General features: G+C 67.6%; 10 protein-coding genes. 5 read left to right on the top strand and 5 right to left on the bottom strand.

Translation table 11 applies throughout. The annotated features are described in order from the left end of the window. Nucleotides 1-22 precede the first annotated feature (22 nt). The 5 genes from DID99_RS30300 to DID99_RS30280 form a co-directional block, all read right to left on the bottom strand. Nucleotides 23-724, bottom strand: coding sequence for a DUF2848 domain-containing protein (locus tag DID99_RS30300; RefSeq protein ID WP_124668159.1), 702 nt, complete (start codon nucleotides 722-724; stop codon nucleotides 23-25). Between the two features lie 49 nt (nucleotides 725-773). Next, nucleotides 774-2,093, bottom strand: coding sequence for an MFS transporter (locus DID99_RS30295; RefSeq protein ID WP_044846663.1), 1,320 nt, complete (start codon nucleotides 2,091-2,093; stop codon nucleotides 774-776). 90 nt (nucleotides 2,094-2,183) lie between these two features. Continuing rightward, a complete protein-coding gene (locus tag DID99_RS30290; RefSeq protein ID WP_124668158.1) occupies nucleotides 2,184-2,870 on the bottom strand; it encodes a DUF4286 family protein in 687 nt (228 codons plus the stop codon). 99 nt (nucleotides 2,871-2,969) lie between these two features. Further along, nucleotides 2,970-4,010 carry a LysR family transcriptional regulator gene (locus tag DID99_RS30285; protein ID WP_124668157.1) on the bottom strand — a complete coding sequence of 347 codons (1,041 nt, stop codon included), beginning with the start codon at nucleotides 4,008-4,010 and terminating at the stop codon, nucleotides 2,970-2,972. Between the two features lie 222 nt (nucleotides 4,011-4,232). Further along, the gene (locus DID99_RS30280) at nucleotides 4,233-5,024 is read right to left on the bottom strand and encodes an SDR family NAD(P)-dependent oxidoreductase (RefSeq protein ID WP_124668156.1); all 792 of its coding nucleotides are present in this window, start codon (nucleotides 5,022-5,024) and stop codon (nucleotides 4,233-4,235) included. A 430-nt stretch (nucleotides 5,025-5,454) separates the two neighbouring features. Between DID99_RS30280 and DID99_RS30275 the strand changes: the two genes are divergently transcribed. From DID99_RS30275 to DID99_RS30255, 5 genes are all read left to right on the top strand, one after another. Beyond that, complete coding sequence (locus DID99_RS30275) at nucleotides 5,455-7,599, top strand: hydantoinase/oxoprolinase family protein (RefSeq protein ID WP_185500298.1); 2,145 nt, start codon at nucleotides 5,455-5,457, stop codon at nucleotides 7,597-7,599. An 11-nt stretch (nucleotides 7,600-7,610) separates the two neighbouring features. Then, entirely contained in the window at nucleotides 7,611-9,935 is a 2,325-nt protein-coding gene (locus DID99_RS30270) for a hydantoinase B/oxoprolinase family protein (protein ID WP_124668155.1), read from the top strand. Nucleotides 9,936-9,975: 40 nt separating this feature from the next. Beyond that, entirely contained in the window at nucleotides 9,976-10,482 is a 507-nt protein-coding gene (locus tag DID99_RS30265; protein WP_034180969.1) for an acetone carboxylase subunit gamma, read from the top strand. 348 nt (nucleotides 10,483-10,830) lie between these two features. Continuing rightward, the gene (locus DID99_RS38025; RefSeq protein ID WP_260427349.1) at nucleotides 10,831-12,858 is read left to right on the top strand and encodes a sigma-54-dependent Fis family transcriptional regulator; all 2,028 of its coding nucleotides are present in this window, start codon (nucleotides 10,831-10,833) and stop codon (nucleotides 12,856-12,858) included. Between the two features lie 365 nt (nucleotides 12,859-13,223). Then, entirely contained in the window at nucleotides 13,224-14,102 is an 879-nt protein-coding gene (locus DID99_RS30255; RefSeq protein ID WP_124489049.1) for a neutral zinc metallopeptidase, read from the top strand. Nucleotides 14,103-14,422 lie beyond the last annotated feature (320 nt).

The raw sequence follows: 14,422 nt of genomic DNA, 5'->3' as shown, positions 1-14,422 counted from the left end.
CCTGCGCACCCGCCGCCGTCCTTTACGCGACAACCGGCAATACCTCGACCTCGTATCGGTGCCGCAGGCTGCGCCCGAGCACCGGATCGTGGAGTTCCATCTCGAACGCGTCACCGTCGCCCATCGCCGCGATCGCGCCGTGTACGGCGACCGTGCCGCCGAACATCGCGCAGCGCGCGGGCATCGTGCGCCGATCGTCGAAGCGGTGCCACAGCGCGGCGGGCGCAAGCAGCCCGCTGACCGCGCCGTGCTGATACGCGATGCGGCTGCCGCCGGGTTTGATCCACCACGAACGCATCTCGATCGCGTCCCAATGATCGGCGACGTCCGCATGACGCCACGCCTCGCGGCCGAGCGGTTTCGCGCACACCTGTTTCGACACCGCGACGCCGTAGGCCTCGACTTCCCGATCCGTATGATCGGAGCCGACCGTCACCAGCGTGCCGACCGGGCTGTCGATCAGCACGCACTCGATCTCGCCGCCCGAGCGTGCGCCGAGCACGCCGATCGACGGCGCCTGCGTGAGCAGCGCGGACGACACGCGATAGAAACACGGCGTGGCCGACGGCGGCGCGACGCCGAGCGCCGCGAGTTCGTCGATGTGCGCGCGGATCGCTTCCGGATCGCGGCCAGCCCAGCCGGCGATCACGACACGTTCGATCTCGACGTCGACCTGGGCGGGCGCGCCTTGCAGGGACATCACGTTGAACGACAGGGCTTGCATGCGGGTATCCGTTCGAAGTGCGAATGAGTGAAACGACCGGCGGGGATGTTCAATCCGCGAGCGGCCGGTGCGCGGTCTCGCGCGCGGCCAGCAGCGCGATCGACGTGACGACGAGCGCCGCGGTGACGTACAGCGACACGGCCGTCGTCGTGCCCGTCTGGCGGAACAGCGTGGCGATCACGAGCGGTGCGAAGCCGCCGCCGGCGATGCCGGCGAGCGTGTAGGCCAGCGACGAGCCCGCATAACGCACGCGGGTCGGGAACTGTTCGGTGACGAACGCGCCTTGCGGACCGTACATCACCGCATGGATCACGAGGCCGATCGCAACCGCCGCGACGATCGCGCCCGGCCGCGCCGAATCGAGCATCGCGAAGAACACGAACGCCCATACGATCCCGGCGATCGCGCCGGCGAGGTATACCGGACGGCGTCCGAAGCGGTCCGACAGCGCGCCGAAGAACGGCACCGCGAGCGCGTTGCAGGCCGTGCCGATCATCACGGCCGTCAGCGCGACCGGGCGCGACAGGTGCAGCACGGTCGTCACGTAGGTCAGCGTGAACACGACGATCAGCGCGTACAGCACGTCGGAGCCGATCCGCGAGCCGCCGGCGATCAGCAGGCGCCGCCAGTGACACTTCAGCACTTCGGCGACAGGCACGTCGGCGGTCGCGTGCGATTCGGCGAGCTGCTCGAACTGCGGCGTTTCGTCGACGCCGCGCCGCAGCCAGAAACCGAATACGACGAGCAGCGCGCTGGCCGCGAACGGCACGCGCCAGCCCCACGACAGGAAGGCGTCGGACGTGGTGGAGAGCGTCACGAGCGCGATGCAGCCGGTGCCGAGCAGCGTGCCGAACGACGGGCCGATCTGCGTCCACGACGCGGACAGTCCGCGCCGTTTCTGGTCGCCGTGCTCGACCGACAGCAGCACCGCGCCGGCCCATTCTCCGCCGAGCGCGACACCCTGCACGAAGCGCAGCGCGACGAGCAGGATCGGGCTCAGGATGCCGGCCTGCGCATAGGTCGGCAGCGCACCCATCAGCGCGGTCGTGACACCCATCAGCACGAGCGTGAGCATCAGCACCGCGCGGCGGCCGATGCGGTCGCCGAGGTTGCCGAACACGAAGCCGCCGAGCGGACGCGACACGTAGCCGACCGCATAGGTCGAGAACGCGAGGATCGTGCCGGCCAGCGGATCGACCGACGGAAAGAACAGGTGGTTGAAGACGAGCGCGGCGAGCGTGTTGTAGATCGTGAAGTCGTACCACTCGAGCGACGTGCCGATCATGCTCGCGGTCGCGAGTCGGCTGTTGCGGACGCGGCGGGGCGCGTGGGCGGCGGGCTGGGCGAGAGTGCTCATGGTGTCGGGCATGTCGTGAAGAAGGACGGGGGTGACGCGCGGGGACCGATGCGCGGGCCGCGTGTGGATCACGGACGGCGCGGCCGGTGGCGGCGTCGGCGTTCAGGCCGGCAACGCGGCGGCGGCCGGTTTTGCTTGGGCGTCGCGACCGGCGGCCGGCAGCGGCGCGGCGGCGCGCCACAGCAGGTCGAAGGTGCGCACGTCGTCGTGACCGGCGATCGCGGCGGCGACGCGGCGCGTGGCCGCGGCATCGCTGCCCTCGATCAGCACGAGCGCGTCGGCGGCCGGACGCGCGGCCGCATCGGCGCCGATCGGCGCGGACAGGTCCGGCGCGGTGCGGAACAGCCGGGCCGCGTGGATGCCGGGTTCGTGCAGCGCCGCGTCGAAGCGCTCGCGCAGGTGCGGCACGTCGACGCGCTCCGGCGGTAGCACGAACAGCGCGAGATGCATGCCTTCGCCGTCGCCGGCCTCGATCGTCAGGTCGCCGACCCGCCGCTGCGTGCCCGTCATCCGTTCGAAGTTCGCGAGCGACCACGCGGTCTGCTGCGTGAACGCGCGCCGGTACGCGTCGCTATGGAATACGTCGAGCGTGTCCGTCACGTACAGCGCGAGGTACTTGCGCGGGCCGCCGTCGGTCGCGCGAAACCGCCGCGCATGCGTGAAGCCGGGAATCGCGACACGCTCCTGCATGTGCTCGCGGTCGTACCACGCGTTGAAATCGGCTTCGTGTGCGGGATCGATGTCCGTCCAGACGCAGAGCTGGCCGTGCGGAAGGGAAAGGCGGGACATGGCGGGTTCCTTGTGACGGGGTGTGTCAGGAACCGCAGTGTCCCGAAGACGGGCCGCACCCGTCCAACAAGAAAACAAATTCGCGGTGAACAGGTTTTCTTATGAGCGGCGCGGGCGGCGTTTCGCCGGGGTGGCGGGCGACGCGGATTGGGGCGTGCGTTTTGCTGACGCGGGTCGGGCTTTTTTCGCCGAGCGGGCGGGGGACTTGTCGACGATGTCGGTCTCGGCCTTTGCCGATGCGGCGGGCTTCGCATGACTGGAAGCCGCCGGCATCGCGCGCGCGACTTCGCTCGCCAGTTCCGCGATGCGCGCGGCGACCGGCAGCCCCTGCGTGCGATACGACGCGACGAGTGGCAGCGCGGGGAATTCGGGTTCGACGTCGAGCAGTTCGAGCGCGCCTTCCTGCAGTTCGCGCCCGATGATCGCAGGCGGCAGCGCGGCCACGCCGAAACCGTCGGCGACGAGCCGGATCATCGCGGCGACCGACGTGATGCAGTTGATGCTGGCCGGCCGCTCGACGGCCGCGAACAGCCGCTCGATCGTCGCGTGCGGGCCCGAGTGGCGCGAGAAGCTGATGATCGGGTACGCGGCAAGCCGCGCGACGTCGAGCCGTTCGCCGCCGAGCCCGAGACGCGGGCTCGCCGCCCAGCGTACCGGGAATTCGCACAGCGGCAGGTTCGTGAAGTCGGGGCCCGGCACCGGGTCGGTCTGCAGGATCAGGTCGACGCCGTCGGTGCTCAGCAGGCGGATCAGGTGCAGTGTCGTGTCGCTGGTGATCTCGACGTCGAGGCGCGGATAGCGCTCGCGCAATTGCGCCATCAGTGCCGGAAACCAGCTGTGCACGATCGACTCGATCACGCCGATCCGGATCAGCCCCGCGTCGCTCGCTGCGTCGATGTCGCGCCGCATCTCGCTGTCGAGCCGCACGATGCGTTCCGCGTACGCGAGCATGCGCCGCCCCGCGGGCGTGAGCGTCGCCGAACGCGTGTTGCGGTCGAACAGCCGCACGTCGAACGCTTCTTCCAGCGACGCGATGCGGCTCGACACGGCCGCCTGCGTCGTGTGCAGTTTCTCGGCCGTGAGCCGGAAGTTCTCCAGCTTCGCGAGCCAGACGAAGGTTTCAAGAAACCGGATGTTCATCGAATGCCGATCGGTGAGGCAGTGCCGCGCAGGGGCGGCGGGATCGGTCGATGTTAGCGGATTTCCGGGGCGGGAAGCGCGCGCGGCGTGGTGCATGCGCCGGGCGAAGGGACGGGCGGTCGCGTGCCGGCGGGCGAGCGCGGCCGCCCGTCACGATGCGCGCGCGGGCGATGCGTCCCCGTGCAGTGAAGATGCGTGGTGCGGGCGGCGTATCCCCATGCATCAAAGCGTGTCGAATGCGAGGGTCGGCACGTCGACGACCGTTGCGCCGCCGTCGGCGACGAGCGTCGCGCCCGTTACGAACGACGCATCCGGTGATGCCAGGAATGCGCATACGGCCGCGATCTCGTCCGGATCGGCCGCGCGCCGCAGCGGCACGTCGGCGCTCACGCGGGCATACGCACCGTCGAGCGTGTCGCCGTATGCGGACATCAGCGGTTCCATTTCCGCATCGGCCATCGGCGTGCGGACCCAGCCCGGGCACACAGCGTTCGCGCGCACGCCGTGCGGCCCGTAGTCGCGTGCCAGCGATCGCGCGAGCCCGAGCAGAGCATGCTTGCCGACCGTATAGCCGCATACGCCGGGCCCGGCCGCGAGCGCGGCGATCGACGCGACCAGCACGATGCTGCCGCGCTGCGCGATCAGGTCGGGCAGGCACGCGCGTGCGCTGACGAACGCGGTGTCGAGGTTCGCATGCAGCGCGTCGCGCCATTGCGCGTCGTCGGTTTCGTCCGCGCGGCCGAGACCGTGGCCGCCCGCGCACGCGACGAGCGCATCGACGGGGCCGAACCGCCCGGCGATCTCCGGCACGAAGCGGGCCCAGTCGGCCGTGCTCGCGGCGTCGCCGGCGAGCGCGAGGCCGCCCGTCTCGGCGGCGAGCGCGTCGAGCGGCGCGCGGCGCCGCCCGATCAGCACGACGTGATCGCCGCGGGCGGCGAAGCGGCGCGCGCACGCGGCGCCGATGCCGGTGCCGGCGCCGGTGAGCACGATCGTGCGGGGTTGCGGGTGCGTCATGTCGTTCTCCGGAAGGGGGGCGTTCCGGTCACTTTAGGCGGCACGGATGAACGCCGGTATCAGCCGAAAGGATGAACGTGAATGAGGGGCGATGGCCGGCGATGACGTAACGCCGCACGGCGAGGCGCCCGCGTTTCTGCCGTTCCGGATCCGGGGGCGAGCGTGCACCCGCCCGCCGGGGGGGCGACTGATATTCGGACGCCTGACCAGTCCGGAATCCGGACGTCCCAAGGCGAATCGCCTACCCGAAGCAACCCGCTCCATCCGATGGGCGCCCCGCCTGGCTTGACCGGGGCGCGCCGACCGGCCGGATCCACCGAATGGCACGGTTGTTGCCTCCTTGCAGATGAGCCGGCGCCCGGGATCGAACGATGACCCCGTTCGAACCGGAGCGCGGCTCATCACGACTTCAATCATTGGAGACATCACCATGGAAGGACTTTCGCAAGTCCAGGTCTTGGGCATCGACGCGGGCGGCACGATGACCGACACCTTCTTCGTGCGCGAGGACGGACGGTTTGTCGTCGGCAAGGCGCAAAGCAATCCGGAGGATGAATCACTCGCGATCTTCAACTCGTCGCAGGACGCGCTCGCGCATTGGCAACGCGACGTCGACGACGTCTATCCGGAACTGGTCACCTGCGTGTATTCCGGCACTGCGATGCTCAACCGCGTCGTGCAGCGCAAGGGGCTCGACGTCGGGTTGCTCGTCAACAAGGGCTTCGAGCACGTGCACCTGATGGGGCGGGCGATCCAGAGCTACCTCGGGTACGCGCTCGAAGAGCGCATCCACCTGAATACGCACCGCTACGACGAGCCGCTCGTGCCGTTGTCGCGAACGCGCGGCGTCACCGAGCGTACGGACGTCCAGGGCGAGATCGTGATTCCGCTGCGGGAAAACGAAGTGCGGCAGGCTACGCGGGAGCTCGTCGCCGCCGGTGCGAAAGCGATCGTCATCTGTTTTCTTCAGTCGCACAAGAACGCCGCGAGCGAGCGCCAGGCGCGGGACATCGTGCGCGACGAGCTGGCTGCGCGCGGCGTCGATCTCCCGGTGTTCGCATCGGTCGACTACTACCCGCAGCGCAAGGAAAGCCACCGGATGAACACGACGGTGCTCGAAGCGTATGCGGCCGAGCCGTCGCGGCAGACGCTCAGGAAAGTCAGCGACCGCTTCCGCAAGCACGGCGCGAAATTCGACCTGCGCGTGATGGCGACGCACGGCGGCACGATCAGCTGGAAAGCGAAGGAACTGGCGCGCACGATCGTGTCGGGGCCGATCGGCGGCGTGATCGGCTCGAAGCTCCTCGGCGAGGCGCTCGGCTACGACAACATCGCATGCTCGGACATCGGCGGAACGTCGTTCGACATGGCGCTCATCACGAAAGGCAAATTCGCAATTGCGTCCGACCCGGACATGGCACGCCTGGTGCTGTCGCTGCCGCTCGTCACGATGGATTCGGTCGGCGCGGGCGCCGGCAGCTTCGTGCGGCTCGATCCGTACAGCGGGGCCATCAAGCTCGGGCCGGACAGTGCCGGCTATCGCGTCGGCACGTGCTGGCCCGACAGCGGCCTGACGACGGTGTCCGTATCCGATTGCCACGTCGTGCTCGGCTACCTGAACCCGGACAACTTCCTCGGCGGCCAGATCAAGCTCGACGTGAATCGCGCCCGCGAGCACATTCGCGTGCAGATCGCCGAGCCGCTCGGACTCTCCGTGGAGGATGCTGCGGCCGGCGTGATCGAGCTGCTCGACCTGCAACTGCGCGAATACCTGCGCTCGAACGTCAGCGCGAAAGGGTACAACCCGACCGAATTCGTGTGCTTCTCGTATGGCGGCGCGGGGCCGGTTCATACCTATGGCTACACCGAGGGCCTCGGCTTCAAGGATGTCGTCGTGCCGGCGTGGGCGGCGGGCTTCTCGGCATTCGGCTGCGCGTGCGCGGATTTCGAGTATCGCTACGACAAGAGCGTCGATCTCGCGCTGCCGCAGCTCGCGTCCGACGCCGAGAAGGCGCAGGCCGCGCAGACGATCCAGAAAGCCTGGGCCGAACTGACCGCCAAGGTGATCGACGAGTTTCGCATCAACGGTTTCGGCGAGCGGGACGTGATATTGCGGCCGGGCTTCCGGATGCAGTACATGGGCCAGCTCAACGACCTCGAAATCGAATCGCCGATCGCGGGCGCGTCCGGTGCGGACGACTGGGACAAGATCGTGACGGCCTTCGAAGAGACCTACGGCCGCGTGTACGCGAGCTCCGCGCGCTCGCCGGAGCTGGGTTTCTCGGTCACGGGCGCGATCATGCGCGGCATGGTCGTCACGCAGAAGCCGGTATTGCCGGAAGACGCCATTGCCGGCCCCACGCCGCCGGCGGACGCGCGTATCGGCACGCGGCGTCTGTATCGGCACAAGCAGTGGCATGACGCGGTGATCTGGCGAATGGAGTCGCTCAAGCCGGGCAACGAGATCGCGGGGCCCGCGATCATCGAATCCGACGCGACGACGTTCGTCGTCCCGAAGGGCTTCGCCACCACGCTCGACAAGCACCGCCTCTTCCATCTCAGCGAAGTCAAGTAAGGAGACATGCGATGAACATGATGTCCAGCCAGGAAGTCGGCTTCGCCGATCTGCTGAAGAACGGCCAGACGCTCAAGCAGTTTCGCGACGGCATTCTCGAGCGCACCGCGCAAACCGGCCATTACAACGGGCTCGAACGGCTCGAGCTGCGCGAGCGCGATCCGATCCGCTACGAGAAGATCTTCTCGAAGCTGCGCGGCGGCCTCGTGCATGCGCGCGAAACGGCCAAGAAGATTGCCGCGAGCCCGATCGTCGAGCAGGAAGGGGAGCTGTGCTTCACGCTCTACAACGCGGCGGGCGATTGCGTGCTCACGTCGACCGGAATCATCATCCACGTCGGCACGATGGGCGCGGCGATCAAGTACATGATCGAAAACAACTGGGAAGCCAATCCGGGCATTCAGCCCGGCGACATGTTCACCAACAACGACTGCTCGATCGGCAACGTCCACCCGTGCGACATCGCAACGATCGTGCCGATTTTCGCGCACGGCAAGCTGGTCGGGTGGGTTGGCGGCGTCACGCACGTGATCGATACCGGCGCGGTGACGCCGGGCTCGATGTCGACGGGCCAGGTGCAGCGTTTCGGCGACGGCTACATGATTACGTGCCGTAAGACAGGGGTGAACGACACGCCGCTGCGCGACTGGCTGCACGAGAGCCAGCGCTCGGTTCGCACGCCGAAGTACTGGATTCTCGACGAGCGCACGCGCATCGCCGGCTGCCACATGATCCGTGATCTGATCGAGGAAGTGATCGACGAGGAGGGCCTCGACGCCTACGAGAAATTCGGCTTCGAGGTGATCGAGGAAGGACGGCGCGGGTTGCAGACGCGCCTCAAGGCGATGACGCTGCCGGGCAAGTATCGCAAGGTCGCGTTCGTCGACGTGCCGTACGACCATCCGGACGTGCAGACGTCGTCGGCGTTTGCGAAGCTCGACTCGATCATGCACTCGCCGGTCGAGATGGAGATCCGCAAGGACGGCTCGTGGCGTCTCGATTTCGAAGGCGCGAGCCGCTGGGGCTGGCACTCGTACAACGCGCACCAGGTCGCGTTCACGAGCGGCATCTGGGTGATGATGACGCAGACGCTGGTGCCGACGCAGCGCATCAACGACGGCGCGTATTTCGGCACCGAATTTCACCTGCCCAAGGGCGCGTGGATGAACCCGGACGACCGCCGCACCGGACACGCTTACGCGTGGCACTTCCTGGTGTCGGGCTGGAGCGCGATGTGGCGCGCCCTGTCGCAGGCGTACTTCAGCCGCGGCTATCTCGAGGAAGTCAACGCGGGGAACGCCAACACGTCGAACTGGCTGCAGGGCGGCGGGATCAACCAGGACGGCGACATCCATGCGGTGAACAGCTTCGAGGCGTCGTCGTGCGGCACCGGCGCGTGCGCGATCAAGGACGGTCTGAATCACGCGGCCGCGATCTGGAACCCCGAAGGCGACATGGGCGACATCGAGATCTGGGAGATGGCCGAGCCGCTGCTGTACCTCGGCCGCAACGTGAAGTCGAATTCGGGCGGCTACGGCAAGTACCGCGGCGGTTGCGGATTCGAGACGCTGCGCATGGTCTGGAAGGCGCAGGACTGGACGATGTTCTTCATGGGCAACGGCTACATGAACAGCGACTGGGGCCTGATGGGCGGCTACCCGCCCGCCACCGGCTATCGCTTCGAAGCGCATCGCACGGGCATCGAGGAGCGCATCGCGCTCGGCGAGAGCCTGCCGCTCGGCGGCGATACGAATCCGGACCTGCCGGATTACGAAAACCACCTGAACGCCGGCGCGGTCGTCAAGCGCGACCAGCAATGCATGACCACGGAGGACTGCTACAGCAACTACGATCTCTACCTGAACTATCTGCGCGGCGGCCCCGGCTTCGGCGATCCGCTCGACCGCGAGATCGACGCGATCGAACGCGATCTCAACAACGCGGTGCTGCTGCCCGAATACGCGCAGAAGGTCTATGGGGCGGTCGCGACGCGGGATGCCAACGGCATCTGGACGGTCGATCCGCAAGCGACCGCGCTGCGGCGCATCGAGATCCGCAACGCGCGGCTCGCGCGCTCGCAACCGACCCGCGAATGGATGAAGGGCGAGCGCGAGCGGATCCTGCTCAAGCATGCATCGACGCAGGTGCGGCACATGTTCGCGACGAGCTTCGGCCTGTCGACGAAATTCGAGCAGCAGTTCCGCGCGTTCTGGGAGTTGCCGGACACGTGGACGCTCACCGAGGACGAGCTCGACGTGCCGACCTACGGCTCGAAATTCCGCATGGACCTGTCGAAGATGCCCGACGTCAATACGGTGGTGCTGGTCGAGGAGTGAGCCGGACCCTGCGCACTATCACCCACATGGAGGACTGGAGATGTCTACCTACACCAAGGAACAGATCAGGAACATGGTCGACGGCAAGCTCGACTGGGACACCACGTTGCGCATGCTGTCGATGCCGAAGGACGGCGAGCGCTTCCGGATGTACGTCGATGCGCTGCAGCAGAAGCTCGGCTGGAAGGACCGCATCGTGTTGCCGCTCGGCCCGCACCTGTACATCGTGCAGCAATGGGCGACGAAGCACTGGGTCACGCAATGCGACTGCGGCCATGTGTTCTGCGATTACCGCGACAACTGGAAACTGCACGCGAACATCTTCGTGCGCGAATCCGAAGAGGCGATGGACGAGGTCTACCCACGCTTGATGGCGCCCGACACGCAATGGCAGGTCTATCGCGAATACTACTGCCCGACCTGCGGCGCGATGCACGACGTCGAGGCGCCTACGCCGTGGTACCCGGTCATTCACGACTTCGAACCCGACATCGATGCGTTCTACGCGGAATGGGTGAAGCTGCCGGTTCCGGAGCGCGTGCAATGATCTGACGTTTGACGCTGTCCGCGTGGCTCGGCGTTCGCCGGCCTCGCTTCGGCTTCGTTCGCGGAAAGTGTTCGATTTCCGGCCGTTCGATTTTCGAACGGCCGGTTTCTTTTCGGCCACCGGTTCTCGACGGCGTGCCGAGCCGCGCGACGACGTGCGGGCGACCGCTTGCTGGCGCGCGCATTGCTTGCAGTGATTGGTGTCCGGACGGACGTCGAGGCGCCGGGACGGAGTACGATAGTCGCTACGCTCGCCGCCGGCTGCGGTCGGGCGCCCCACAAAGTCGACAAAATGGCCGCTGAGACGGCCGTGCGGTTGGTGCCGTCACGACACCGCCAGGAGACAGACATGCAACAGAGAGGCACGCCGATGGACTGGTTTCCCAGTCCACGCCATGACGCGAGCATCATGGCCGCATGGGAGCATCTGGTGACAGGCAGCGAGTGGCGTTCGCCCGACGTACGCGGCGTGGTCGACGATTCGTGGCAGCGCTGTCTCGTCAGTCGCGTCGATCCCGGCGTCGACCGTGCGCCGCCGCCGCTCGATGAAGACGGGCTCGTGCAGTGGCGCACGTCGAACCGTCGCCTCGTCGATGCGAGCCTGCCGCTGATGCAGCACACCCGGGATTTTCTTTCGCAGACGGGTACGGTAATGCTGCTGGCCGATCCGAGCGGGATGATCCTCCAGCAGGAGGGCGACATGCGGATCGTCGAGCCTGCGCGCGAGGTCGGCCTCATTCCGGGCTGCGAGTGGACCGAGCTGAATTGCGGCACCAATGCGATCGGCACCGCGCTCGCGCTCAGGCAGCCGGTCCAGATCCATGGCGCGGAGCACTTCTGCGCGGGCATCAAGCGCTGGACCTGCTCGGCGACCGTCATCCAGGATCCGCGCGACGGGCACGTATTGGGCGTGATCGACATTTCGGGGCTCGCGCAGACCTACAACCCATACAGCCTTGCGCTCGCGGTATCGCTTGCGGGCCGCATCGAAAGCCGGCTCGCGAAGGAGGGCATGGCGCGCCGTCTGAGCCTGCTCGACCGCTGCGCGTCACGCTTCGGTGCGTCTTCCTCCGATGCGGTGATCGTCGTCGACGAACGCGGCCGACTCGTCAAGGCCAACGCGCAGGTCGTTCCGGTGTTGCGCCGGCTCGGATTCGATATCCGGTGCGACGCGGCGTTCGCGCTGCCCGAACTCGAGCACTACGCGGGCGACGGCCGCCTGTCGGCGAGTGCGCCGGCATGGCTGTCGCGCAGCCACATCGAAACCGTGCGTGACGGTGCGGACGTGCTCGGCTACATGATCGTGACGCCGGGCATCACGAATCCCCGCGGCGCCGTTCCGATCGCGCGCGGACGGGAACGGCACGGCGGTGAGCCGCGAGGGTTCGAGCGTATCGTCGGCGACAGCGCCGCATTGCGGGCGGCCGTGAATCGTGCGCGCCAGCTCGCGCCGTCCAGGGTGCCGGTGCTGCTGCTTGGCGAAACCGGCGTCGGCAAGGAACTGTTCGCGCAGGGTATCCACCAGGCGAGCGATCGCGCCGACGGTCCGTTCGTTGCGCTCAACTGCGGTGGGTTGTCGAGAGACCTCCTGGCCAGCGAGTTGTTCGGCTACGCGGAAGGCGCATTTACCGGCGCACGCAAGTCCGGTGCGGCGGGCAAGATCGAAGCGGCCGATGGCGGCACGCTGTTTCTCGACGAGATCGGGGAAATGCCGCTCGATATCCAGCCGCACCTGCTGCGCGTGCTGGAGGAGAGCGAAATCTATCGCCTGGGCGAGAACACGCCGCGCAGGGTGAATTTCCGGCTGGTCGCGGCGACGCACCGGGATCTGAAGGACGCAGTCGCGAAAGGCCGGTTCCGGATGGATCTGTACTACCGGATCGCGGTCACGACCGTGTCGATTCCGAACTTGCGCGAGCGCGGCGAGGACCTGCCGGCGCTGATTGCGCATTGGCTCGGGCATCTATGCGAGTCGTATGGCCTCTCCCCGAGGTCGTTCGACGACGATGCGTATGCACGCCTGTTGCGCTATCCGTGGCCCGGCAATGTGCGCGAGCTGCGGAACGCGATCGAGGGGGCGCTGCTGCTGTCGGACAGCCCGGTGATAAAGGCCGACAAGTTGCCTGCCGAGATCGGCGCGGGGGCGCCGATCGATGCATGCGCCGCGCGGGCCGTCGACGCGCTCGCGCCGGATGCGGGCGACTCGTTGAAGATGGCCGAGGCGGAATCGATCCGTCGCGCGCTTGCGCGTCATGCCGGCAATCTGACGAAGGCAGCGAGTCAGCTCGGCATCGCGAAGAGCACGCTCTATGAAAAGATCCGCAAGTACCGCTTGCTCGAAGCAGTGAGCGACGTTCGTCGAGGTCACGCGAAGTAAGTCGCGGCAGGCCTGGCCGGGCGGCAGACGGGCAAGCCTGGTTCTTCCGCCGGTCATCTCGTCCTCCCGGGCCGCACGCGCCGTCATTTTGCAAAGAATGACGATGTCGCCGGTCCGGTCGCTCTATGCTCCTTATTTTGCGATAAGACGCCAAGGTCGGCAAAATGGCGCGTGCGCCAGCCTGTCGTCCGGGTGCCGCGTGCGTCGTGTAACGGCGGGGCGGCGCGGGACTGGATGGTGCCGCGCCACTGACCGGGCGGTGCCGCCGTGCGATGGCGCGCCGGACGCTGCACGTCGCAACGGGAATCAATCGTCTGCCGGGGGCTGTCCGGTCAGCACAACGACAAGGAAGGGAGGGGCCGGCAATGAGGCTGGACGACGAAAGAGAAAGCGTGAACGTCGAGGATCGACGCGGTGGCGGCGGGTTCGGCGGCGGGCGTGCGACGATCGGCATCGGCACGATCGTGGTCGCGCTGGCCGCATCGTATTTCTTCGGGATCGACCCGCGCGTCGTGCTCGAAGGCGCATCGGCGCTGCAGGGCCGCCAGCAGCAGGCGCAGCCCGCGCCCACGCAGCACCAGGGCGCGCCGGCGAACGATCCCGGCGCGGTATTTACGCGCAAGGTGCTCGGCAATATCGAGCGCACGTGGACGGGCGTCTTCAACACCCAGTTGCATGCGCAGTACGAGGCGCCGAAGCTCGTGATGTTCACGAACTCGACGCCGACCGCGTGCGGCACCGGCCAGACCGCGATGGGGCCGTTCTACTGTCCGGGCGATCGCAACGTGTACATCGATCTCGGCTTCTACGACGAACTGCGCAAGCGCTTCGGCGCGGGCGGCGATTTCGCGCAGGCCTACGTGATCGCGCATGAAGTCGGCCATCACGTGCAGAACCTGCTCGGCATTTCCGACAAGGTCGATGCCGCGCGCCGCCGTTCGAGCGAAGCGCGCTCGAACGCGCTGTCGGTGCGGATGGAGCTGCAGGCCGACTGTTTCGCCGGCGTGTGGGCGAACAACGCGCAGCGCGCGAACCAGCGGCTGATGGAGCCCGGCGATTTCGAGCAGGGGCTGAAGGCGGCGGCTGCGATCGGCGACGATCGGCTGCAGCAGCAAGGCCAGGGCTATGTCGTGCCGGAGAGCTTCACGCACGGCACCAGCGAGCAGCGCGTGTACTGGCTGCGGCGCGGGATGGAGTCGGGTGAAGTAAGCGCCTGCGACACGTTCGCCGCGAACGCGCACTGACGCAGACCCTGACTGACCGGGCGCGGCGCACACGCTGCCGCACCGCCGTTTCGCGGCTGCGCGTGCGGCCGCTCCGCGCATTTCGCTGATCATTCCGATCATGCTCGATCGGCGCGCGCGATGTCTCGCGTCACTCTCGACGTCCATTCTCGACTGCACGGCTTGCGGCGCATGCCTACGCGACGCGGATTCTGTCGTCGGGTCGCCGCCGGCGCGTGCGATGACTCGCGTCACCCTCGACAGCCATCATCGTCCGAACGGCTCGCGGCGCAAGACTTCCCGACGCAGGCTCCGTTGTCGCGACATGGCCGGCGGCCCCC

This window comes from Burkholderia sp. Bp8986 (assembly GCF_003854225.1).
Lineage (GTDB): Bacteria > Pseudomonadota > Gammaproteobacteria > Burkholderiales > Burkholderiaceae > Burkholderia.
This window is presented reverse-complemented; position numbering and strand designations above follow the sequence as displayed.

What these genes read in the sequence shown, in the direction of transcription:
- DID99_RS30285 (WP_124668157.1), bottom strand. Translation starts at nt 4,010, where the DNA reads ATGAACATCCGGTTTCTTGAAACCTTCGTCTGGCTCGCGAAGCTGGAG.
- DID99_RS30265 (WP_034180969.1), top strand. Translation starts at nt 9,976, where the DNA reads ATGTCTACCTACACCAAGGAACAGATCAGGAACATGGTCGACGGCAAG.
- DID99_RS30295 (WP_044846663.1), bottom strand. Translation starts at nt 2,093, where the DNA reads ATGCCCGACACCATGAGCACTCTCGCCCAGCCCGCCGCCCACGCGCCC.
- DID99_RS30300 (WP_124668159.1), bottom strand. Translation starts at nt 724, where the DNA reads ATGCAAGCCCTGTCGTTCAACGTGATGTCCCTGCAAGGCGCGCCCGCC.
- DID99_RS38025 (WP_260427349.1), top strand. Translation starts at nt 10,831, where the DNA reads ATGCAACAGAGAGGCACGCCGATGGACTGGTTTCCCAGTCCACGCCAT.
- DID99_RS30290 (WP_124668158.1), bottom strand. Translation starts at nt 2,870, where the DNA reads ATGTCCCGCCTTTCCCTTCCGCACGGCCAGCTCTGCGTCTGGACGGAC.
- DID99_RS30280 (WP_124668156.1), bottom strand. Translation starts at nt 5,024, where the DNA reads ATGACGCACCCGCAACCCCGCACGATCGTGCTCACCGGCGCCGGCACC.
- DID99_RS30270 (WP_124668155.1), top strand. Translation starts at nt 7,611, where the DNA reads ATGAACATGATGTCCAGCCAGGAAGTCGGCTTCGCCGATCTGCTGAAG.
- DID99_RS30275 (WP_185500298.1), top strand. Translation starts at nt 5,455, where the DNA reads ATGGAAGGACTTTCGCAAGTCCAGGTCTTGGGCATCGACGCGGGCGGC.
- DID99_RS30255 (WP_124489049.1), top strand. Translation starts at nt 13,224, where the DNA reads ATGAGGCTGGACGACGAAAGAGAAAGCGTGAACGTCGAGGATCGACGC.